We start from the raw sequence: 19,754 nt of genomic DNA on the forward strand, positions 1-19,754 counted from the left end.
GGATTCCTTCCATGTCAAGGGTAGGTAAGGTTTTTCGCGTTGCATCGAATTAATCCACATCATCCACCGCTTGTGCGGGTCCCCGTCAATTCCTTTGAGTTTTAATCTTGCGACCGTACTCCCCAGGCGGTCTACTTCACGCGTTAGCTGCGTTACCAAGTTAATTAAAACCCGACAACTAGTAGACATCGTTTAGGGCGTGGACTACCAGGGTATCTAATCCTGTTTGCTCCCCACGCTTTCGTGCATGAGCGTCAATCTTGACCCAGGGGGCTGCCTTCGCCATCGGTGTTCCTCCACATCTCTACGCATTTCACTGCTACACGTGGAATTCTACCCCCCTCTGCCAGATTCAAGCCTTGCAGTCTCCATCGCAATTCCCAGGTTGAGCCCGGGGCTTTCACGACAGACTTACAAAACCGCCTGCGCACGCTTTACGCCCAGTAATTCCGATTAACGCTTGCACCCTACGTATTACCGCGGCTGCTGGCACGTAGTTAGCCGGTGCTTATTCTTCAGGTACCGTCATTAGCCCAAGATATTAGCCTGAGCCGTTTCTTCCCTGACAAAAGAGCTTTACAACCCGAAGGCCTTCTTCACTCACGCGGCATTGCTGGATCAGGCTTGCGCCCATTGTCCAAAATTCCCCACTGCTGCCTCCCGTAGGAGTCTGGGCCGTGTCTCAGTCCCAGTGTGGCTGGTCGTCCTCTCAGACCAGCTACTGATCGTCGCCTTGGTAGGCCTTTACCCTACCAACTAGCTAATCAGATATCGGCCGCTCCACAAGCATGAGGCCCGAAGGTCCCCCACTTTCATCCGTAGATCGTATGCGGTATTAGCGTAACTTTCGCTACGTTATCCCCCACTTCTGGGTACGTTCCGATATATTACTCACCCGTTCGCCACTCGCCGCCAGGTTGCCCCGCGCTGCCGTTCGACTTGCATGTGTAAAGCATGCCGCCAGCGTTCAATCTGAGCCAGGATCAAACTCTTCAGTTCAATCTCTGTTTGTTGGCATTGCTGCCATCCTGATTTCTCAGGAGTCGCTCACTCAAGATACTGACCGTCATCTCATTGCTGAGACAACGCTTAATACTTTTGTGAACATTTGATAATTTAAGTATGCAGCTGAACAAGTCAGCCGGCACCTTCATCAAACGCCCACACTTATCGACTGTTGATTGTTAAAGAACTTCGTGTTCTGTCTTCTGCTATCGCTGCGAAGCGTTGTGTTCGTCAGCAGCAGAGGAACGAGATTATGCAGTGTTTCGCGATGATCGTCAAGTCCCTCATTTCTTTCGCTGTCGCTCGTTTTATCGGGCAAAGCAGCGTCGGAAGACAAGAACTATAGCAAAGCGGAAGGGGCTGCCGCAAGCCCCTATCGTGATATTTGGAGAGTTTTTCAGGCAGGCTTAAGCCTGCCCCATCCTCACTCCCGCAGCGTCATGGTCAGGTAGTTCATGTCGGCCTTGATGCGTTCCTGCGTGAACGGCAGTACCGGCCACTCTTTGCGCGAATAGACCTGGGTCTGGTCCGCATACCATGGCGACTTGGGATCGGTCGACTGGCTATATGTCAGCATCCCCTGGGCTACCGGCCCCTGGTCGTCGAAAGTAACGGTCTGGATATAGCTCTGCCCGTGATGCACGCCCACGTAACCGCTTGCGGTCAGTCCGGTGCGCATGGTGATCGCACTATAAGTGCCTTCCTGGTTGCCGTTGCCTCCGTGGATAGGAATGCGCACGCCGTTGCGCGGCTCGACCTGGTAGTCGCCCAGGCGGCCGTCGAGCGGAATGCCGAGCGATTGCAGCTTCTCGGCGGCGGTGCGCAGGGCCGCCAGCATGGCCGGCATCGCAGCCGGCGCCACACCCCGCGGTGTGTTCACCGGATCGGCCGGATTGAAGGGCACCGCCCACTTGTTCGGGATGGCGGCTGCGATGCTCCAGAACTCGCGGAACAGCACTTCGCCCCGGCTGTCGACGTTGGCGCGGCGGTCCCAGTTCTGCAGCGTGGTGCAGGCGCGGTTCGACAGTTCGTTGCTCAGCGCGGCGCAGGCCGGTAGCAGCTCAGGCAGCACCAGTTCGGCCGCATGGACGCGGTTGGAGAAGGCCAGCGCCTGCAGGTCGGCGAGCGCCAGCTTGCCCTTCTGGGCCACCAGTTCGTCGAACTGGCGGAAGCCGATCCGGGTGCGCAGCGACTGCTCGGCATTGACGCGTCCATACAGCGGCGAGAAACCGAGCGGCGCCGGGCCGACCAGCAGCTGCTTTGGATTGGTCAGCCAGTAGCTGTCGTTCGAATTGCCGACGTAGTCGGTGCGCATCATCCACGGCGCCGTGGCCGGGGCATAGATGCCGGCGGGTGCGCCCTGGTCCTGCCCCCAGCCGCAGCTGCTGCGCGAACCGTCGAACAGCAGCGCCGCCTGCAGCAGCAGGCAGCCGTTGACGAATTTGTCGGCATTCATGTGCGGCACCACGCTGGCGTCGGCATACAGCGTGTTGCCGTCGCGGTCGGCCGCCACCGTGTTCACCCACGGCAGGCCGACCACCTTGTCGAGCGAGTCCTTCAGCGCGCGCACGCTGTTCGCCGTGCCGATGCCAAGCCACTGCTCGATCATGCGGGTGTTGTAGCGGTTCGGATCGGCCAGCACGTGGGCGGCGCTGGCGGTCCAGGTCAGGCCGGCGGCGGCGCGCACGATGACGGCGCCCTGGTGACTGAAATAGAAGGTCTTGCTGCGCCGCGCCGTCGTTCCGTCCGGCTGCAGGGACTCGACCGTGACCGTCTTCGACGTCATCTTGCGGCGCTCGCCATCGTATATATAGGTGGTGCCGGTCGGATCGGTCGGGTCGAGCGCCAGCCGGAAGGTGGTGAAGTGGTTGGCGGTGGTGACGGTGTGGCTCCAGGCCACGTCCTTGTTAAAGCCGATCACGATCGCCGGCAAGCCGCCGATGATCACGCCCATCGCGTCGTAGCGGCCCGGGACGGTCAGGTGCGCCTGGTAGAAGCGGTCGGTGGTGGTCCAGGGGTAATGCGGATTGCCGAACAGGAGGCCACGCCCGCTGCTCGACAAGTCCTTGCCGACCGCCAGCGCATTGCTGCCGAGGCCCGTGCGTTTCGCCTTGTCGACCTGGGCCAGCAGGGCCCGTCCGTCGACGCGGCGCGGCGCGGCCTTGGCCAGGCTCACCGCGGCGCCCGGCACGCGGCCGGCGTTGACGAAGTCCCTGGCAAAGGCCTGTCCCGATGCGTGCAGCGCCTTTTCGGCCACGATCATGTACATGTCGTCGACCGTGATCGGACGCACCCATTTGGCGTCCGCGCAGGCGGCGGGCAGCTTGCCGGCGTTGTCCTTCAGGTAGCGGTTGTAGCCCTCGACGAAGCCTTCCAGCAGCTGACGCGGTTCGGCAGGACCGGCAGCGTAGTTGGCGCGCAGCTGCTCGATGTCGAGGTAGCCCTTGAAGAAGAAGTCGCTCTCTTCGTTGCTCACGTCCATGTAATTACTGCCGCCGCCGTACTCGTCGCCGGTGCGCTGGCGCGGTTTGGCGTCGGGGCCGAAGAACAGCGCACGCTCGCCGCGCACGGTGACCACCGAGTCGGCGAACATGCACAGGTTGTCCTGGGCGTAGGCGTGGGCCAGGCCATAGGCCAGGCTGCGGAAGTCATCGGCGCGCACGTGTGGCACACCGTAAGTGGTGCGCGAGACCTCGACCTGGATGCGGGAGGCGGTCTGCGGCGGTGGCGGCGGCTGCGCCGGATCGTCATCGTGGCTGCTGCTGCAAGCACCCAGCGCCAGTGCAAGCACTGCAAAGAGCGCCGGCATGCGCAGCCGGCGGGAAAGATCGGAAGGACGAACTTGCATGATGCGCTTTCTGCAGCCCGGGGCTAGCGAACGGTCGTTTTAAAAAGTGAACTACTTTAACCCTAAACAACCGTATAAGACCATGCACCCTGACTAATCTGATCGTGGTGACGAGGGCATCGCCTGCCGAAATGCAGACGGGGCAGCTTGCGGCTGCCCCGTCTCTCCCTCACTTCCCCTTATCCCTTATTCGCGCAGGGTGGTGCTCTTGTAGTTGCGATCCGACTTGATCTTCTCCTGGGTGAACGGCAGCACCGCCCACTCCTTGCGGGAGTACATCTTCGTTTGGTCCGCATACCACGGCGACTTCGGATCGACCGACTGGCCATAGGTCAGCAGCGCATGCGCGACCGGACCCTGCGGCTCGAAGCTGACGGTCTGGATGTAGCTCTGGCCCCAGTACACGCCCATGTAGCCGCCTGGCGTCAGGCCGGTCGCCATGGTCAGCGAACTGTAGCTGCCGTCCTCGTCGCCGATCCCGCCATGCAGGGGGATGCGCACGCCGTTGCGCGGCTCGACCTGGTAGTCGCCGAGGCGGCCGTCGAGCGGGATGCCGAGCGACTGCAGCTTGCCGGCTGCGGTCTTCAGCGCCGCCAGCATGGCCGGCTTGGCGTCGGCGGCGACGCCGTTCGGGGTGTGCACCGGGTCGGCCGGGTCGAAGGGCGTGGTCCACTTGTTCGGGATCCGGGAGGCGATGCTCCAGAATTCGCGGAACAGGACCGCGCCACGGCTGTCGACGTCGGCGCGGCGGTCCCAGGCCTGCAGGGTGGTGCATGCCTGGCGCACCTGCGCGTCGGCGGAGCCGGCGCAGGCCGGCAGCAGTTCCGGCAGTACCAGTTCCGCGGCGTGCACGCGGTTCGAGAAGGCCAGCGCCTGCATGTCGGTCAGGCCGATCCGGCGCTTCTGCGCCAGCAGTTCTTCCAGCTGGCGGAAGCCGACGCGGGTGCGCAGGCTCTGCTCGATACCGGCGCTGCCATACAGCGGCGAGTAGCCGTAGGGGGCCGGGCCGTTCAGCAGCGACTTCGGATTGGTGAGCCAGTAGCTGTCGTTCGAGTTGCCGACGTAATCGGTGCGCATCATCCACGGCGCGTTCGCCGGCGAGAAGATGCCGTTTGGTGCGCCGCGGTCCTGGCCTGCGCCGCAGCTGCTGCTCGAACCGTCAAACATGAGCGCTTCCTGCAGCAGCAGGCAGCCGTTGATGAACTTGTCGGTATACATATGCGGCACCACGCTGGCATCCGCATACAGGGTATTGCCGTCGCGGTCAGCCGCGACCGTGTTCACCCAGGGCAGGCCCACCACCTTGTCGAGCGACGCCTTCAGCTCGCGCACGCTGCCCGACTTGCCGATGCCCAGCCACTGCTCGATCATGCGGGTGTTGTGGCGGTTCGGGTCGGCCAGCACGAAGGCTGCCTGCGACGACCAGGTCATGCCTGCCTCCGGACGCACGATGATCGCGCCCTGGTGGCTGAAGTAGAAGGTCTTGCTGGTCCGGGCCAGCGAGCCGTCCGCCTGCAGGGCCTCGACGGTGACGGTCTTGGACGTCATCTTGCGGCGCTGGCCGTCGTACAGGTAGGTGGTGCCGGTCGGGTCGGTAGCGTCCAGCGCCAGGCGGAAGGTGTTGAAGTGATAGGCGGTGGTGACCGTATGGCTCCAGGCCACGTCCTTGTTAAAGCCGATGACGACCGCCGGCACGCCGCCGATGATCACGCCCATGGCGTCATAGCGGCCCGGGACCGTCAGGTGCGCCTGGTAGAAGCGGTCCGAGGTGGTCCACGGGAAGTGCGGGTTCCCCAGCAGCAGGCCGCGGCCATTGCTGGAATGGTCCTTGCCGACTGCCAGCGCATTGCTGCCGATGCCCTGCTCGCGCAGCTTGTCGAGCTGCGCCACCAGGGTGCTGGTGTCGAGCTTGCGCGGCGCCAGCTTGGCCAGCTGTACCGGTGCACCCGGCACGCGGCCGCCCGCGACGAAGTCGGCGGCGAAGACCTGGCCGGAGGCGTGCAGCGCCTTTTCGGCCACCACCAGCGCCATGTCGTCGAAGTCGATCGGCTTGACCCACTTGGCGCCGGCGCAGGCCGCCGGCAGCTTGCCGGCGTAGTCCTTGAGGTAGCGGTTGTAGCCCTCCACAAACCCTTCGAGCAGCTGGCGCGGCTCGGACGCGCCGGACGCATAACCGGCGCGCAGCTGGCCGATGTCGAGGTAGCCCTTGAAGAAGAAGTCGCTGTCGCCGTTCTTCAGGTCCATGAAGCCGCTGCCGCCGCCATACTCGTCACCGGTGCGCTGGCGCGGGCGCGCCTCGGCGCCGAAGTAGCGCGAGCGCTCGCCGCGCACGGTCAGCACCGAGTCGGCGAACATGCAGACGTTGTCCTGGGCGTAGGCATAGGCCAGGCCGTAGGCAAGGCTGCGGAAATCGGTGGCGCGCACGTGCGGGATGCCGTGGCTGGTGCGGGCGACGTCGACCTTGATGCGTGCCGAGGACACGATGTGGCCGGCGGTCGACGACATGGTCGCCGACTGGACTTCCTCCTCGCTGCGGCCGCATGCGGCCAGCGCCAGTGCGATCGTCGTTGCGAACAGAAGCTTGTAGGGATGCTGGAATGCGCTGGTGCGACCTTGCATGAACGGCCTTTCTGCGGGTGGGCGCGAAGATTGTAAATTTGGAACAGCGCGTCACTGTAACGCTGAACAATACGCGCACGATATGCAGAGCGAATAAATTGTTGCGTTTGTAAGTACGATTCGCACTTTAGCCACACCCTGCCTCCGCCTCCATCCCCCCGCTTGGCATGATGCCAGCGCTTTCTGCGACGTCAGCGCTTAAAATGGCGGCTTTTCCGCACCAGGCGCCCGCCATGACCATCCTGCTTTCCACCCTCAACGCCCGCTACACGCACGCCTCGCTCGGCCTGCGCTATCTGCTGGCGAACATGGGGCCCCTGCAGGCGCAGACCCGGATCCAGGAATTCGTCATCGGCGCCAAGACGAGCGACCTGGTCGAACGCATCCTGGCGCACGGGCCGCGCATCGTCGGCCTGGGGGTCTATATCTGGAACGTGGAAGAGACGACCCGGCTGGTGGCGATGCTCAAGCGCGTCGCGCCCCAGGTCACGATCGTGCTGGGCGGCCCGGAGGTCTCGCACGAGACGGCCGAACAGGAGATCGTGCGCCTGGCCGACTACGTGGTCACCGGCTGGGGCGACGTCACCTTCCCGAAGCTGTGCGGCGAGATCCTGAACGGACCCAAGCCCCTGATGAAGGTGCACGCCGGGGTGCAGCCGTCGATGGCGGAGATCGCCCTGCCCTATTCTTTATATAGCGACGAAGACATCGCCTACCGCACCTTATATGTGGAAGCCTCGCGCGGCTGCCCGTTCAAGTGCGAATTCTGCCTCTCCTCGCTCGACAAGACCGCCTGGCCCTTCCCGCTCGACGCTTTTCTCGCCGAGATGGAATCGCTGTATGCACGCGGCGCGCGCCTGTTCAAGTTCGTCGACCGCACCTTCAACCTGAACGTCAAGACCAGCCTGCGCATCATGCAGTTCTTCCTCGACAAGCTGGCAGCCAATCCGGAGGACCCGGTCTACGCCCACTTCGAGCTGGTCCCCGACCACCTGCCGGAAGCCCTGAAGGAAACCATCGCCAAATTCCCGCCGGGCGCGCTGCAGTTCGAGATCGGCATCCAGAGCTTCAACCCGGAGGTGCAGGCCCTGGTGAGCCGGCGCCAGGACAATGCCAAGGCGGCCGACAACATCCGCTGGCTGACCGAACACTCGACCACCCACCTGCACGTGGACCTGATCGCCGGCCTGCCGGGCGAGGACGTGGCCAGCTTCGCGCGCGGATTTGACCAGTTGGTCAAACTTGGCGCCCAGGAGATCCAGTTCGGCATCCTCAAGCGCCTGCGCGGCACGCCGATCATCCGCCATACCGAGCCCTTCGGCATGGTCTACGATCCCTACCCGCCCTACACCGTGCTGGCCACGAAGCAGGTCGACTTCCCGACCATGCAGCGCCTGGTGCGCTTCGCCCGCTACTGGGACCTGGTGGCCAATTCCGGACGTTTCGCCAACACCAGCCGGGTGCTGCTGGGCGACACCCCGTTCGACAACTTCATGGCCTTCTCCGACTGGATCTATACCAGGACCGATGCTACCCACCGCATCGCGCTCGAGAAGCTGGCCAAACTGGTGCAGGAATGGCTGCAGCTGCGCGGTATGGCGCACGCGGACGCGGCGGCGCTGCTGGCCTCGGACTACGCGGGCAAGGTGGATACGGTCCACGCACCGAAACCGCTGGCGGCCGCGCCCGAACGGCAGGTGCGGCACCTGGCCGCCTGATACGGTAAAGGCTGTAGGGTGGGCGGGTCTCCCGCCCACGCGGCGATAGTTGCGCTGTAAATAGTCGCACGGGCTGCAGCACTGTGATTTGACCGCGTGGGGTGATTCGGGCCAGTGGTCCGAATCACAAGCCGCCCACCCTACGACCTAGCTATGTTAGATACCGTGTAGCAGCGATAACGATTCTCTTTTACACTGGCGCAATGCAGATTGAAAATGCGCCAATATTAACCATCCAGCATCCCGGGTCCGCCGACAGCGCGGGCCAGTCTGTCATGGCGAGCGGCGTATGGCAGGTGCACACCCTGTCGCACAAAGGCGTGCTCAAGGCGATCAACCGCACGCTGCGCGGCCTGAAGCACAAGCACACCCTCGCATGGGACCTGTCCGGCATCGAGCGCCTCGACCACGTGGGCGCCCAGATGTTCTGGAACGCCTGGGGCAAGCAGCGTCCCGCGCAGCTCAAACTCGACCCCAACCACGAAGAGCTGTTCGGCCGCATCGAGAAGGCCAGCGCAATCAAGCTGCCGCGCCAGCGCGTCAGCCCGCTGAACTGGCTGATCGTGCTGGGCGGCGGCGTGCTCACCTTCTTCGAGCACCTGCGGGCCTTCGTGGGCCTGATCGGCCAGCTGATCATCGACATCGGCCGCTTCATCCGGCGTCCGATGGCCGGTCCCTGGCGCGAGATCTCGGCCAATATCTACCACTCCGGTTTCCAGGCGCTCGGCATCACGGCCATGGTCGGCTTCCTGATCGGGATCGTGCTCTCCTTCCTGTCGTCGCAGCAGCTGCGCATGTTCGGCGGCGACATCTATATTGTTAACATCCTGGGCATGGCGGTGATCCGCGAGCTCGGCCCGCTGCTGGCGGCGATCCTGGTGGCGGGCCGCTCCGGTTCGTCCATCACGGCGCAGCTGGGCGTGATGCGGGTGACCGAGGAACTCGACGCCATGCTGGTAATGGGCATTTCGCACGGCCAGCGCCTGATCATGCCGAAGGTGATCGCGCTGGCGATCTCGATGCCGCTGCTGGTGGTGTGGACCGACGCCATGGCCCTGATCGGCGGCATGGTCTCGGCCAAGATCGAGCTGGGCCTGTCGTTCCGTTATTTCATCCAGAAGCTGCCGGACGCGGTGCCGGTGGTGAACTACACCATCGGCCTGCTCAAGGGCTGCGCCTTCGGCATGCTGATCGCACTGGTGTCCTGCCACTTCGGCCTGCGCATCCAGCCGAACACGGAAAGCCTGGGCCGCGGCACCACCACCGCCGTCGTCACCGCGATCACCGTGGTGATCCTGGCCGACGCCGTGTTCGCCATCATCTTCAACGACGTGGGGTTCTGATGGCCGATACCAAACCACGCCAGCCGCAGCAACTGAACAAGCGCCCCGACGAGGATGTGGGGCCACCGGTGGTCGAGATCCGCAACCTGTGGACGCGTTTCGGCCGCACGGTGGTGCACCAGGACCTGAACCTCGACATCTACGCCGGCGAGATCCTCACCATCGTGGGCGGCTCCGGCACCGGCAAGACCGTGCTGCTGCGCCAGATGCTGGGCCTGGAGCGGCCGAGCCAGGGCTGCGTGAAGGTGTTCGGCCAGGACATCACCGAGGCCGACGCCCAGCAGCTGCAGCGCATGCGCAACCACTGGGGCATGCTGTTCCAGCAGGGCGCGCTGTACTCGGCCCTGACCGTGTTCGACAACATCGCCTTCCCCATGCGCGAGCTGCGCGCGCTGCCCGAGGACGTGATCCGCGACGCCGTGCTGCTCAAGATGGACATGGTGGGCCTGGGCCCCGAGCACGCCAACAAGATGCCGTCCGACCTGTCGGGCGGGATGATCAAGCGCGTGGCCCTGGCGCGCGCCCTGGCGCTCGAACCGCAGTTATTGTTCCTGGACGAACCCACGGCGGGCCTCGACCCCGACCTGTCGGACTCCTTCGTGGCGCTGATCCAGACCCTGCACAGTGAACTGAAGCTGACCGTGGTGATGGTCACCCACGACCTCGACACGCTGTTCGCCCTCTCGTCGCGCATCGCCGTGCTGGCGGAAAAGCACGTGCTCGCGGTCGGGCCGGCCTGTGACGTGCTGCGGGTCCAGCATCCGTTCATCAAACACTTTTTCCTGGGCCCGCGCGGCCAGCGGGCGCTGGAAGTGCTCGAAGAGCGCCACGCCCAGAACGATTCGGAGGACTGAATATGGAAAACAGGTCGTATGCCCTGATGACAGGCGTCTTTACGATCGCCCTGGTGATCGCCGCCGTATTGGCCGGTCTGTGGTTCAACCGCGACCGCACCGAGCTGCTGCCCTACGAGATCGTCACCACGCAGTCGATCCCCGGCCTGAACCCGCAGGCCACGGTGCGCTACCGCGGCCTGGAAGTGGGCCGCGTCGACGAGATCGTGTTCGACCCGCGTGTGACGGGGCAGATCCTGATCCGCCTGTCGGTCGAGCAGGATTCGCCGATCACCACCACCACCTTTGCCTCGCTCGGCTACCAGGGCGTGACCGGGATCGCCTTCATCCAGCTCGACGACGACCGCACCGGCTCGCCGCGCCTGGCCGCCAGCGAAGACCGTCCGGCGCGCATCCCGCTGCGTCCGGGCCTGCTCGACCAGCTGGAAAAGCGGGGTCTCGCCATCCTCGAGCGCGCCGAGAAGATCACCGCGAGCCTGGACCAGATGCTGGGGCCGGAGAACCAGAAGACCATCGTCGGCGCGTTCGACAGCATCGGCAAGGCCGCCGACGCCTATGCCGCCATCCCGCAAAAGCTGGAGCCGACCATCGACCGCATGCCGGCGCTGACCGCCAAGCTGGAACGCAGCCTGACCTCCTTCGACGCCGCGGCCGGCAGCATCACCGCCACCGCCAACAACTACAACCAGCTGGCGACCCGCCTGCAGGCCCCGGACGGCCCGCTCGAGCGCCTGAACGGCGCGGTCGGCTCGCTGCAGTCGGCCACCAGCGAACTCGAACTCGAAACCCTGCCGCACGTCGTCGAGATGACCGACGAGGCGCGCGGCGCCCTGCGCGCGGTGAAGCGCACCGCGACTTCGCTGTCCGACCGCCCGCAGAGCATCCTGTTCGGCGCCCCGAGCGCCCAGCCGGGCCCGGGCGAACCCGGCTTCGTGCCCCCGACCAAATGAGGACCACCGTGACCGTCTACCCGATCCGCTTATTGGCTAAACCTCTTACCGCCCTCGCCCTGGCCCTCGTGCTGGCCGGCTGCGCCAGCAAGAAGGCCCAGGAAAGCACGACCTACGATTTCGGTCCGGCGACCATGACCCAGCAGGCCGGCGCGCCGGCCACGATGGCCGCCATCGTCGTGATGGACGCCACCGGGCCGGAAGCCCTCGAGAACGAGCGCATGTTCTACCGCCTGAACTACGCCGACGCGCTGCAGGCCCGCACCTATGCCCACAGCCGCTGGGCCGGCAACCCGCTGCAGATGCTGACCCAGCGCGTCAAGACGCGCCTGGCGCAGTCGGGCATGAAGGTGCTGACCGCCACCGACGCCTCCACCGGCGTGCCGCTGCTGCGCGTCGAGGTGGACGACTTCGTCCATGCGTTTACCGGCGTGGCCCAGAGCGAAGGCCAGGTCACCCTGCGCGCCTCGCTGTTCAGCGACCACCGCCTGCTCGACCAGCGCACCTTCACCCGCACCACCCCGGCCCCGAGCGCCGATGCGCCGGGCGGCGCGCGCGCCCTCGCCGCCAGCACCGACGCCATCGCCGCCGACATCCTGGCCTGGCTGGCGACGGTCGACACCCGCAAGCGATGACCAAGCCGACCGCCGTCGTCGATCAGCGCGAACGCCCGCGTGAAGGACGCGGCTCGCCGATCGCACGGGCGGCGCTACTGGCTTACCTGCTCCTGATCGTCTACGCCAGCTGGTACCCGTTCACCGGCTGGCGCGACAGCGGCCTGCCGCTGTTCACCTTCCTGAACCTGGTCAAGCAGCGCTACTGGACCGGCTTCGACGTCGGCGTCAACGTGTTTGGCTACGTGCCGCTGGGCGTGCTGCTGGTGCTGTCCATCTACCCGCGCATCCGCGGCATCTGGGCGGTGCTGGTGGCCGCAATTGGCGGCGTGCTGGTGACGATCGCGATGGAAACGGTGCAGAACTTCCTGCCCAGCCGCGTGCCCTCCAACCTCGACCTGATGACGAATGCCGGCGGCTGCCTGGTGGGCGCCATCCTGGGCGCTTGGTGGGCGCCCGGCCTGCTCGACCGCAGCCGCCTGTTCCAGCTGCGCCGGCGCTGGTTCGCGCCCTATGCCAGCCAGGGCCTGGTGCTGGTGGCCCTGTGGCCGCTGGCGCAGATCTACCCGCAAAGCTACCTGTTCGGGCACGGCCAGGTGCTGCCGATCATCTCCGGCTGGCTGTCGCGCCTGTTCGATACCGAGATCGACCTGGTCGCCATGCTGCGCCCGGATGCGGTGATGACGGTGGAGCAGTACTGGCTGTCCGAAACCATCATCACGGCCTGCGGCATGACCGGCGCCGTGCTGACCCTGATGTGCCTGGTGCGCCGCAGCGCCCCGCGTTTCCTGCTGATGGTGGGTTTCCTGGCGATCGCGCTGCTGGTCAAGACCCTGGCCAGCTCGCTGCTGTTCCGGCCCGATAACGCCTTCGTGTGGGTGACGCCGGGCGCCGAGGGCGGCTTCATCATCGGCATGCTCATGCTGGCCGGGCTGGTGTTCGCGCCCCAGGTGGCGCAGCGGCGCCTGGCCGTGGTGACCCTGGTGCTGAGCCTCATCGTGGTCAACACGGTGCCGGTGAACCCCTACTTCGTCTCCACCCTGCAGGGCTGGGTGCAGGGGAAGTTCCTGAACTTTAACGGGGCGGCCCAGTTCCTGTCCCTGATGTGGCCTTTCTTCGCGCTCTGGTTCCTGCTGCTGCCTTCGCACCAGCTGAACCGCCAGGAGCCGCGTCCCGGCGCGCCGGACCAGGCTTGATGCCGTATCATTGCGCCTTGCGCCCGCCCTCCCTATGACGAGACCGACATGAACGACGACGCCAAACCCTATTACCAGCACCACGTTTTCTTCTGCATGAACGAGCGCGAAGGCAAGGACGCGCGCCAGAGCTGCGGCAAGTGCGGCGCCGAGAAGGCCCAGAAGCACGCCAAGAAGCGCATCAAGGAACTCGGCCTGAACGGCGAAGGCAAGGTGCGCATCAACCAGTCCGGCTGCCTGGACCGCTGCGAAGAAGGCCCGGTGCTCGTGGTCTACCCGGAAGGCACCTGGTACACCTACGTGGACAACGCCGACATCGACGACATCATCGACACCCACCTGATCGGCGGCAAGGTCGTGGAACGCCTGAAAATCTGATAACGCACCAAGCAATGAACAAGTATTCGCACAAGTTTACCCTCGACGGCCACGCCGGCAAGATGCAGTGCATCCTCGACCTGCCGGAAGACCCACCGCGCGGCATCGCCCTGGTCGCGCACCCGCACCCGCTGTACGGCGGCACCATGGAAAACAAGGTGGCGCAGACGCTGGCGCGCACCTTCGTCAACCTGGGCTATGCCACTGCGCGCTTTAACTTCCGCGGCGTGGGCGAGTCGGAAGGTGTGCACGACGACGGCCGCGGCGAAGTGGACGACATGGACATCATGTACAAGCACATGACCGAACAGTACCCGGGCCTGCCGGTCGCGCTGTCGGGGTTCTCCTTCGGCACCTTCGTGCAGGCCCAGTTCCAGCAGCGCCTCATTGCGGAAGGCCGCCCGGCCGAGCGCCTGGTGCTGGTCGGCACCGCGGCTGGCAAGTGGCCGATGCCGCCGGTACCGGCAGACACCATCCTGATCCACGGCGAACTTGACGATACGATCACGCTGCAGGAAGTCTTCGACTGGGCGCGCCCGCTCGACATCCCGGTGACGGTGATCCCGGGCGCCGACCACTTCTTCCACCGCAAGCTCGGCCACATTAAAAATCTTGTCGTAGAAATGTGGCGGCGTGACATTTGACGCCAACGCTGTGCAATAATTAGGCTCTTCTCCTAAGGCAATATCTTGAGGTATTGCCTTGCGCGCTTCTGCATTAGCTTTTTTTTTACAGACGAACACTCCCATGAAAAAACTGTTAGCGGCCGTGGCCGCCAGCCTGCTGATGGCCTCGGCCAGCGCACAGACCGTGCCGGCACCGTCCATCGCAGCCAAGTCGTGGCTGCTGCTCGATGCAACGAGTGGCCAGGTCATCGCAGCCCAGGACCCGAACGCCCGCATCGAACCGGCCTCGCTCACCAAGGTGATGACGGCCTACGTGACTTTCCGCGCGATCCACGACAAGCGCCTGACGCTGGACACGATGGTGAATGTCTCGACCCGCGCCTGGAAGGTCGACGGCAGCAGCTCCAAGATGTTCATCGACCCGGCCACGCCGGTGTCGGTCAACGACCTGCTGCACGGCCTGATGATCCAGTCGGGTAACGATGCGGCGGTGGCGCTGGCAGAAGCGGTGGCGGGCGACGAAGGCACCTTCGTGACCCTGATGAACCGCGAAGCGGAGCGCATGGGCCTGAAGGGCACCCGCTGGGCCAACCCGCACGGCCTGCCGGATGCGAACAACTACTCGACCGCGCGCGACCTGTCGGTGCTGGCGGCGAACGTGATCAAGGACTTCCCGGAGTTCTACAAGATCGACTCGATCAAGCAGTACACCTACAACAAGATCACCCAGCAGAACCGCAACCGCCTGCTGTGGCTGGACCCGACCGTGGACGGCATGAAGACCGGCCACACCGACTCCTCGGGCTACAGCATGATCGCCTCGGCGCGCCGCCCGAACGGCAACGCCGGCCAGCGCCGCCTGATCTCGGTGGTGCTGGGCACCGCCTCGGACGCGGTGCGCACCCAGGAAAGCCAGAAGCTGCTGAACTGGGGCTTCCAGAACTTCGACACCGTGCGCCTGTACTCGAAGGGCCAGGCGGTGGCGACCGTGCCGGTGTGGAAGGGCTCGGAGTCGGAAGTGAAGCTCGGCTTCAACCGCGACGTGCTGGTGACCGTGCCGAAGGGCGTGGCCGGCAAGCTCAAGCCGGTCCTCGAACGCAAGGACCCGCTGGTCGCCCCGCTGGCGCGCAACGCGCAGGTCGGCACCGTGAAGATGATGGTCGACGGCAAGCCGCTGATCGCGCTGCCGCTGGTGACGCTGGCCGAGGTGCCGGAAGCGAGCATCTTCGGCCGCGCATGGGATTCGATGCGCCTGTGGATGCAGTGATCGGCTAATAGTTCATGAGAGCCCGTCCGTGCGCAAAGCCGGGCGGGCTTTTTGTTTTCCGGCGCAAGGATGCGTTGGTGGCTTGTTCCGAACTTAGGTTCCGGCCTTCGCCGGAACGACGGCTCAACCCTTAGTGATTAGCCCAAAGACCGTCGTTCCGGCGAAGGCCGGAACCCAATTTTGTGTGCACCCAGATAGCCCTCGCTTGCACCGCTATAATCGTGCCATTCCGTCCACAAGAAAGCGCCCGATGACCTTCCCGCTCCCTTCCGACCTGCACTGCCCCCGCATCGCCACCCGCGACGGCGGCCTCGAACTCTCGCGCATCGTGGCCGGCATGTGGCGCATGAACGATTGGGGCATGTCGGTGGCGCAGCGGGTGGCCTTCATCGAGCAGTGCATCGAACTCGGGGTCACCTCTTTCGACCACGCCGACATCTACGGCAACTACGGCGTCGAGGGCGTGTTCGGCGAAGCCCTGCGTGCCCAGCCTTCGCTCCGCGACCGCATCGAACTGGTGAGCAAGTGCGGCATCAAGCTGGTCTCGCCAAAGCGCCCGCAGCACGGCATCCAGCACTACGACACCGGCGCTGGCCACATCATTGCATCGGCCGAGGAATCGCTGCGCCAGCTGGGCACCGATCACCTCGACCTGCTGCTGATCCACCGTCCCGACCCGCTGATGGACTTCGACGAGATCGCGCAAGCCTTCACCCGCCTGCAGCAGGACGGCAAGGTGCGCCATGTGGGCGTGTCGAACTTCACGCGCCACCAGTTCGAATGCCTGAACCGCCGCGTGCCGCTCGCCACCAACCAGGTCGAATTCTCGCCGATGGTCGCCACGCCGATGTTCGACGAGACCTTCGACGGCATGCAGGACCTGCGCATCGCCCCGATGGTCTGGTCGCCGCTGGGCGGCGGGCGCCTGTTCACCTCGAACGATGCGCGCGCGCTGGACGTGCGCACCGTCATCCAGGAAATCGCCGAGCGCATGGAAAAGCCATTCGCCAGCGTGCTGTTCGCCTGGATCATGCAGCTGCCGAGCCGCCCGATCCCGCTCACCGGCACCGGGCGCTTCGAGGCGATCCGCGAAGCGGTGGCGGGAACGCAGTTCCAGCTCGAACGCGGCGACTGGTTCCGCATCCTGCGCGCGGCGCGCGGGCACGAAGTGGCATAAGGCGATCGGTCATGGCCGATACCCCGCTCAAGATCGTCGAGGGCAGCGCCCTTACCGCCCAGCAGAAGAAGGACCTGCTGAACCGGCTGGCGCGCATCGAAGGCCAGCTGCGCGGGGTGCAGAAGCTGGTGGCGCTGGCGGCCGAACCGTCGGATGTCGACGCCGTGGCCCAGCAGATGGCGGCAGCGCGCAAGGCGCTCGACCGCTCCTTCGTGCAACTGCTGGCCGGCGCTGTCCAGACCCAGACCGGCAATGCCGCCGACCTGCCCGAGGCCCAGGCACGCGCCGCCCACCTGGCGGCGATGCTCGACAAGTTCGCGTAAGCCAGCCTGGCTTGCTTAGCGCGCAGCGGTGGCCAGGCTGTCCGTCGCCGCCAGCACCTGCCGTACCGCCGCCGTCACGACCTCCGGCGAGGTGAGCGCCATCTGGTGGCTGGAGTCGACCACTACCTTCCTTGCCTTCGGATAGAGCGCGCGCACCTGCCTGCGTGTCTGTTCATCCATCCGGAACGCGCCGAAATCGACCGCGATCGCGGTGCTGGAGACCGGCTGGTTCACCAGGCGCACGATCGGCTTGTCGTCGATACCGCCCAGCGCCAGCACCATCTCGCCGGTCTCGTCGATCTTTTCGATCTCGCGCCAGACCGTGCCGGAAAAGGCCAGCCTGCCGGCCAGGCGCGTCATGAAGGGAAAATCGTCCGTCTTCTTGACCATGCCGGGATACAGCGCGTCCACCAGCACCAAACCCTTCACCTCGCTTGGGTAGGCGCGGGCGAACAGCTGCATGTACAGGCCGCCCAGCGAATGCCCGACCAGCACGTAAGGCGGCTTGAGGCCCTTGTGGCGCAGGACGGCGCGCAGCTCCTCGACGATGGTGCGGCCGTCGCGCGGCGTCGTGGCCTCGCCGCTGTTGCCGTATCCCGGGCGGTTGTAGGCGAACACTGTGGCCTCGGGTGCGAGCTGCTCGGGCACCCGGCCCCATTTCTCGATCGTGTTGCGCGAGCCGCCCTCGAACACCACCACGTCCTTCGAGGTCGGATGGCGGATCGTCAGGGATTCGACCTGACGTCCCCCGATGGTGTCGATGACGGGGGCAGGAGGAGCCGCAATGGCGGCGGCGCTCAGGCAAAGGGCGGACAGGGTCAGTGCAGGCTTGAACATGGCGTCTCCGTGGTGGAAAACGCCAGCATCGCCGCGAACCCAGGGCCCGCGCACCCGCTTTGCGACGGATCGACAGCGCGCGCGACGAATGGCAAGCCGGACGGACGGGCTACATGGCCCTGAACAGGTGCACGAAGGCGCGGCTGACCGGCAGCTCGGCATCGTGGCCGCGCATGCGCAGGAACAGGCGGCTGGCGTCGTCGCGGCGCGTGCCATCGAGCCAGGCCAGGTTGATCACGGTGGAGCGGTGCACCTGCCAGAACTGTTCCGGATCGAGCTGCGCGGCCAGGTCGGTGATCGTGGTCCGGATCAGGTATTCGCCGTGGACGCTGGCGACGACCGTGTACTTGTCGTCGGCCTGGAAGAAGCGGATGTCGGCCACGTCCAGGTGGCGCGTGCGCTCGCCCTGGCCGGCAAGGATGTAGCGCAGCCTGGGGCGCGCGGGCGCGGCGGTCAGCTGCTGCAAGGCCTGCGCCAGCGCCGGCCCTGCCGGCAGGGTGGCGGGAGCGGCGCGCAGGCGCGCCACGGTGCGGGCCAGCCGCGCCGTGTCGACCGGCTTGAGGATGTAGTCGAGCGCCGCATGCTCGAATGCCTGCAAGGCAAATTCGTCGAAGGCGGTGACGAAGACGACGCGGGTGCTGCCCTCGATGCCCTGCGCCACCTCGAGGCCGGACAGGCCCGGCATCTGGATGTCGAGGAAGGCCAGGTCCGGCTCCAGCTCGGCGATCCGGGCCGCGGCCTCGACGCCGTTGCGGGCGAGATGGACGATTTCCAGGCCAGGCCACAGCGCCAGCAGCTGGTCGCGCAGGTAGAGCGCGAGGTGCGGTTCGTCGTCCGCGATCAGGGCGCGCGTCATGCCGCGATCCGCTGCGGCAATGCGCCGGCGATAAAGGGAAGCTCGAGCAGCACCTCGGCGCCGTCGCCCGCCGCTTGCAGGGTCAGGCTGGCGTCGGCGCCGAACTGCGTGTGCAGGCGCGAGCGCAGGTTGGCCAGCGCCATCCCCGCCCCGGGACGCAGGCGCCGCCGCGGCGCGTCCAGGCCGACGCCGTCGTCGGCGATACGTACGATGAGGCGGCCGGCATCCACCCTGGCGCTGACGCGCACGCTGCCGCCTTCGAGCTTCGGTTCGAGGCCGTGGTGGATGGCGTTCTCCACCAGCGGCTGCAGCATCAGTGTCGGCATGCGCGCCGCGCGTGCTTCGTCATCGGCATCGATGTGGAAGGACAGCCGCTCCTCCATGCGGATCTTGAGCAGGGACAGGTAGCTGTGCACCATCTCGAGCTCGGCCTGCAGCGTGCTGTTGGTCTGGCGCAGCTGCGACAGACCGGCGCGCAGGTAGCCGGAGAAGGTCTCGAGCATGCGCTTGGCCCGCGGCGGGTCGTAATCCATCAGGCTCTGAATGTTGGCCAGGGTGTTGAACAGCAGGTGCGGCTCGATCTGCCCCTGCAGCAGGCGCAGGCGCGCATCGAGCGCTTCCGCCTGCAGCTGCTGCCGGCGCAGGCGCGAACGCCACCACGCCCAGTTGAGCGCCATGACGAACAGCAGGAAGACCGCGAACTTGGTCAGGGGCGCGGGCAGCGAAATGAACATGCGCCGCATGTCGAAGCCGACCAGGATCGGCACGATGGTAAAGCCGACGGCCAGGCCGAGGATGATGCCGCCCAGTGCCAGGGCGCTGAGCGCCATGCCGGCGCGGATGTCGCGTACGCCGGACATGCGCCTGACGAGCGGCGCCGGCAGCCAGCGCGCGCCCAGGCGCAGCACGCCGAACAGGGTATGCACGATGCACAGGCAGATGCCGATGTTGGGCAGCATGGAGGCCCACCACCAGTTCGGCCACTCGACCGTGCCGAACACCTCGACAAAGCTCATCAGCCCCAGGGCGAGCGCCACCGCCACCCCGGACGCGACCAGCAGGCGGGCGCCGAGCGGCGCCTCGGGGTCCGGCCGGAACTCCCACAGCGAGCGCCAGCCCCGGCCCAGATAGGACCCTGTCAAC

Annotated in this window: 16 protein-coding genes and 1 rRNA gene; 11 read left to right on the plus strand and 6 right to left on the minus strand. The window is 65.7% G+C overall.

The genetic code is table 11. The annotated features are described in order from the left end of the window. The 3 genes from LK539_RS11960 to LK539_RS11970 form a co-directional block, all read right to left on the minus strand. Positions 1-999, minus strand: a 16S ribosomal RNA gene (locus LK539_RS11960); the annotation flags it as partial. 430 nt (positions 1,000-1,429) lie between these two features. Next, a complete protein-coding gene (locus LK539_RS11965; RefSeq protein WP_227801151.1) occupies positions 1,430-3,853 on the minus strand; it encodes a penicillin acylase family protein in 2,424 nt (807 codons plus the stop codon). Positions 3,854-4,039: 186 nt separating this feature from the next. Continuing rightward, positions 4,040-6,472, minus strand: a complete 2,433-nt coding sequence (locus tag LK539_RS11970; RefSeq protein WP_227801152.1) for a penicillin acylase family protein — start codon at positions 6,470-6,472, stop codon at positions 4,040-4,042. A 233-nt stretch (positions 6,473-6,705) separates the two neighbouring features. Between LK539_RS11970 and LK539_RS11975 the strand changes: the two genes are divergently transcribed. The 11 genes from LK539_RS11975 (at position 6,706) to LK539_RS12025 (ending at position 16,918) form a co-directional block, all read left to right on the plus strand. Continuing rightward, entirely contained in the window at positions 6,706-8,190 is a 1,485-nt protein-coding gene (locus tag LK539_RS11975; RefSeq protein WP_227801153.1) for a B12-binding domain-containing radical SAM protein, read from the plus strand. A gap of 203 nt (positions 8,191-8,393) precedes the next feature. Then, positions 8,394-9,533 (plus strand): ABC transporter permease, encoded by a 1,140-nt coding sequence (locus LK539_RS11980; RefSeq protein ID WP_227801154.1) that lies wholly within the window; start codon positions 8,394-8,396, stop codon positions 9,531-9,533. Then, a complete protein-coding gene (locus LK539_RS11985; RefSeq protein ID WP_227801155.1) occupies positions 9,533-10,387 on the plus strand; it encodes an ABC transporter ATP-binding protein in 855 nt (284 codons plus the stop codon). The genes LK539_RS11980 and LK539_RS11985 overlap by 1 nt, the downstream gene beginning before the upstream one ends. A 2-nt stretch (positions 10,388-10,389) precedes the next feature. Further along, complete coding sequence (locus LK539_RS11990) at positions 10,390-11,337, plus strand: MlaD family protein (RefSeq protein ID WP_227801156.1); 948 nt, start codon at positions 10,390-10,392, stop codon at positions 11,335-11,337. 32 nt (positions 11,338-11,369) lie between these two features. Continuing rightward, positions 11,370-11,972: an ABC-type transport auxiliary lipoprotein family protein gene (locus tag LK539_RS11995; RefSeq protein WP_307729103.1), complete on the plus strand. Its 603-nt coding sequence runs from the start codon at positions 11,370-11,372 to the stop codon at positions 11,970-11,972. Next, on the plus strand, positions 11,969-13,147 hold the full coding sequence (locus LK539_RS12000; RefSeq protein ID WP_227801158.1) for a VanZ family protein: 1,179 nt from the start codon (positions 11,969-11,971) through the stop codon (positions 13,145-13,147). The genes LK539_RS11995 and LK539_RS12000 overlap by 4 nt, the downstream gene beginning before the upstream one ends. A gap of 48 nt (positions 13,148-13,195) precedes the next feature. Next, a complete protein-coding gene (locus LK539_RS12005; RefSeq protein ID WP_227801159.1) occupies positions 13,196-13,525 on the plus strand; it encodes a ferredoxin in 330 nt (109 codons plus the stop codon). 14 nt (positions 13,526-13,539) lie between these two features. Then, positions 13,540-14,169, plus strand: a complete 630-nt coding sequence (locus LK539_RS12010) for an alpha/beta hydrolase (protein WP_227801160.1) — start codon at positions 13,540-13,542, stop codon at positions 14,167-14,169. A gap of 103 nt (positions 14,170-14,272) precedes the next feature. Then, entirely contained in the window at positions 14,273-15,418 is a 1,146-nt protein-coding gene (locus tag LK539_RS12015) for a D-alanyl-D-alanine carboxypeptidase family protein (protein WP_227801161.1), read from the plus strand. A gap of 250 nt (positions 15,419-15,668) precedes the next feature. After that, the gene (locus tag LK539_RS12020; RefSeq protein ID WP_227801162.1) at positions 15,669-16,595 is read left to right on the plus strand and encodes an aldo/keto reductase family oxidoreductase; all 927 of its coding nucleotides are present in this window, start codon (positions 15,669-15,671) and stop codon (positions 16,593-16,595) included. An 11-nt stretch (positions 16,596-16,606) separates the two neighbouring features. Further along, a complete protein-coding gene (locus tag LK539_RS12025) occupies positions 16,607-16,918 on the plus strand; it encodes a metal-sensitive transcriptional regulator (protein WP_227801163.1) in 312 nt (103 codons plus the stop codon). A gap of 15 nt (positions 16,919-16,933) precedes the next feature. Here the strand turns inward: LK539_RS12025 and LK539_RS12030 are convergent, their stop codons facing one another. From LK539_RS12030 to LK539_RS12040, 3 genes are all read right to left on the minus strand, one after another. Then, complete coding sequence (locus tag LK539_RS12030; RefSeq protein WP_227801164.1) at positions 16,934-17,755, minus strand: alpha/beta fold hydrolase; 822 nt, start codon at positions 17,753-17,755, stop codon at positions 16,934-16,936. Positions 17,756-17,864: 109 nt separating this feature from the next. Beyond that, positions 17,865-18,611, minus strand: a complete 747-nt coding sequence (locus tag LK539_RS12035) for a LytTR family DNA-binding domain-containing protein (protein WP_227801165.1) — start codon at positions 18,609-18,611, stop codon at positions 17,865-17,867. Next, positions 18,608-19,753 carry a sensor histidine kinase gene (locus LK539_RS12040; protein ID WP_227801166.1) on the minus strand — a complete coding sequence of 382 codons (1,146 nt, stop codon included), beginning with the start codon at positions 19,751-19,753 and terminating at the stop codon, positions 18,608-18,610. The genes LK539_RS12035 and LK539_RS12040 overlap by 4 nt, the downstream gene beginning before the upstream one ends. Position 19,754: the final 1 nt, after the last annotated feature.

The organism is Massilia sp. IC2-476, from assembly GCF_020707295.1.
Taxonomy (GTDB): domain Bacteria; phylum Pseudomonadota; class Gammaproteobacteria; order Burkholderiales; family Burkholderiaceae_D; genus Telluria.

What these genes read in the sequence shown, in the direction of transcription:
- LK539_RS11965 (WP_227801151.1), bottom strand. Translation starts at nt 3,853, where the DNA reads ATGCAAGTTCGTCCTTCCGATCTTTCCCGCCGGCTGCGCATGCCGGCG.
- LK539_RS12035 (WP_227801165.1), bottom strand. Translation starts at nt 18,611, where the DNA reads ATGACGCGCGCCCTGATCGCGGACGACGAACCGCACCTCGCGCTCTAC.
- LK539_RS12010 (WP_227801160.1), top strand. Translation starts at nt 13,540, where the DNA reads ATGAACAAGTATTCGCACAAGTTTACCCTCGACGGCCACGCCGGCAAG.
- LK539_RS11975 (WP_227801153.1), top strand. Translation starts at nt 6,706, where the DNA reads ATGACCATCCTGCTTTCCACCCTCAACGCCCGCTACACGCACGCCTCG.
- LK539_RS11985 (WP_227801155.1), top strand. Translation starts at nt 9,533, where the DNA reads ATGGCCGATACCAAACCACGCCAGCCGCAGCAACTGAACAAGCGCCCC.
- LK539_RS12015 (WP_227801161.1), top strand. Translation starts at nt 14,273, where the DNA reads ATGAAAAAACTGTTAGCGGCCGTGGCCGCCAGCCTGCTGATGGCCTCG.
- LK539_RS12000 (WP_227801158.1), top strand. Translation starts at nt 11,969, where the DNA reads ATGACCAAGCCGACCGCCGTCGTCGATCAGCGCGAACGCCCGCGTGAA.
- LK539_RS11990 (WP_227801156.1), top strand. Translation starts at nt 10,390, where the DNA reads ATGGAAAACAGGTCGTATGCCCTGATGACAGGCGTCTTTACGATCGCC.
- LK539_RS11970 (WP_227801152.1), bottom strand. Translation starts at nt 6,472, where the DNA reads ATGCAAGGTCGCACCAGCGCATTCCAGCATCCCTACAAGCTTCTGTTC.
- LK539_RS12025 (WP_227801163.1), top strand. Translation starts at nt 16,607, where the DNA reads ATGGCCGATACCCCGCTCAAGATCGTCGAGGGCAGCGCCCTTACCGCC.
- LK539_RS12030 (WP_227801164.1), bottom strand. Translation starts at nt 17,755, where the DNA reads ATGTTCAAGCCTGCACTGACCCTGTCCGCCCTTTGCCTGAGCGCCGCC.
- LK539_RS12005 (WP_227801159.1), top strand. Translation starts at nt 13,196, where the DNA reads ATGAACGACGACGCCAAACCCTATTACCAGCACCACGTTTTCTTCTGC.
- LK539_RS12020 (WP_227801162.1), top strand. Translation starts at nt 15,669, where the DNA reads ATGACCTTCCCGCTCCCTTCCGACCTGCACTGCCCCCGCATCGCCACC.
- LK539_RS11980 (WP_227801154.1), top strand. Translation starts at nt 8,394, where the DNA reads ATGCAGATTGAAAATGCGCCAATATTAACCATCCAGCATCCCGGGTCC.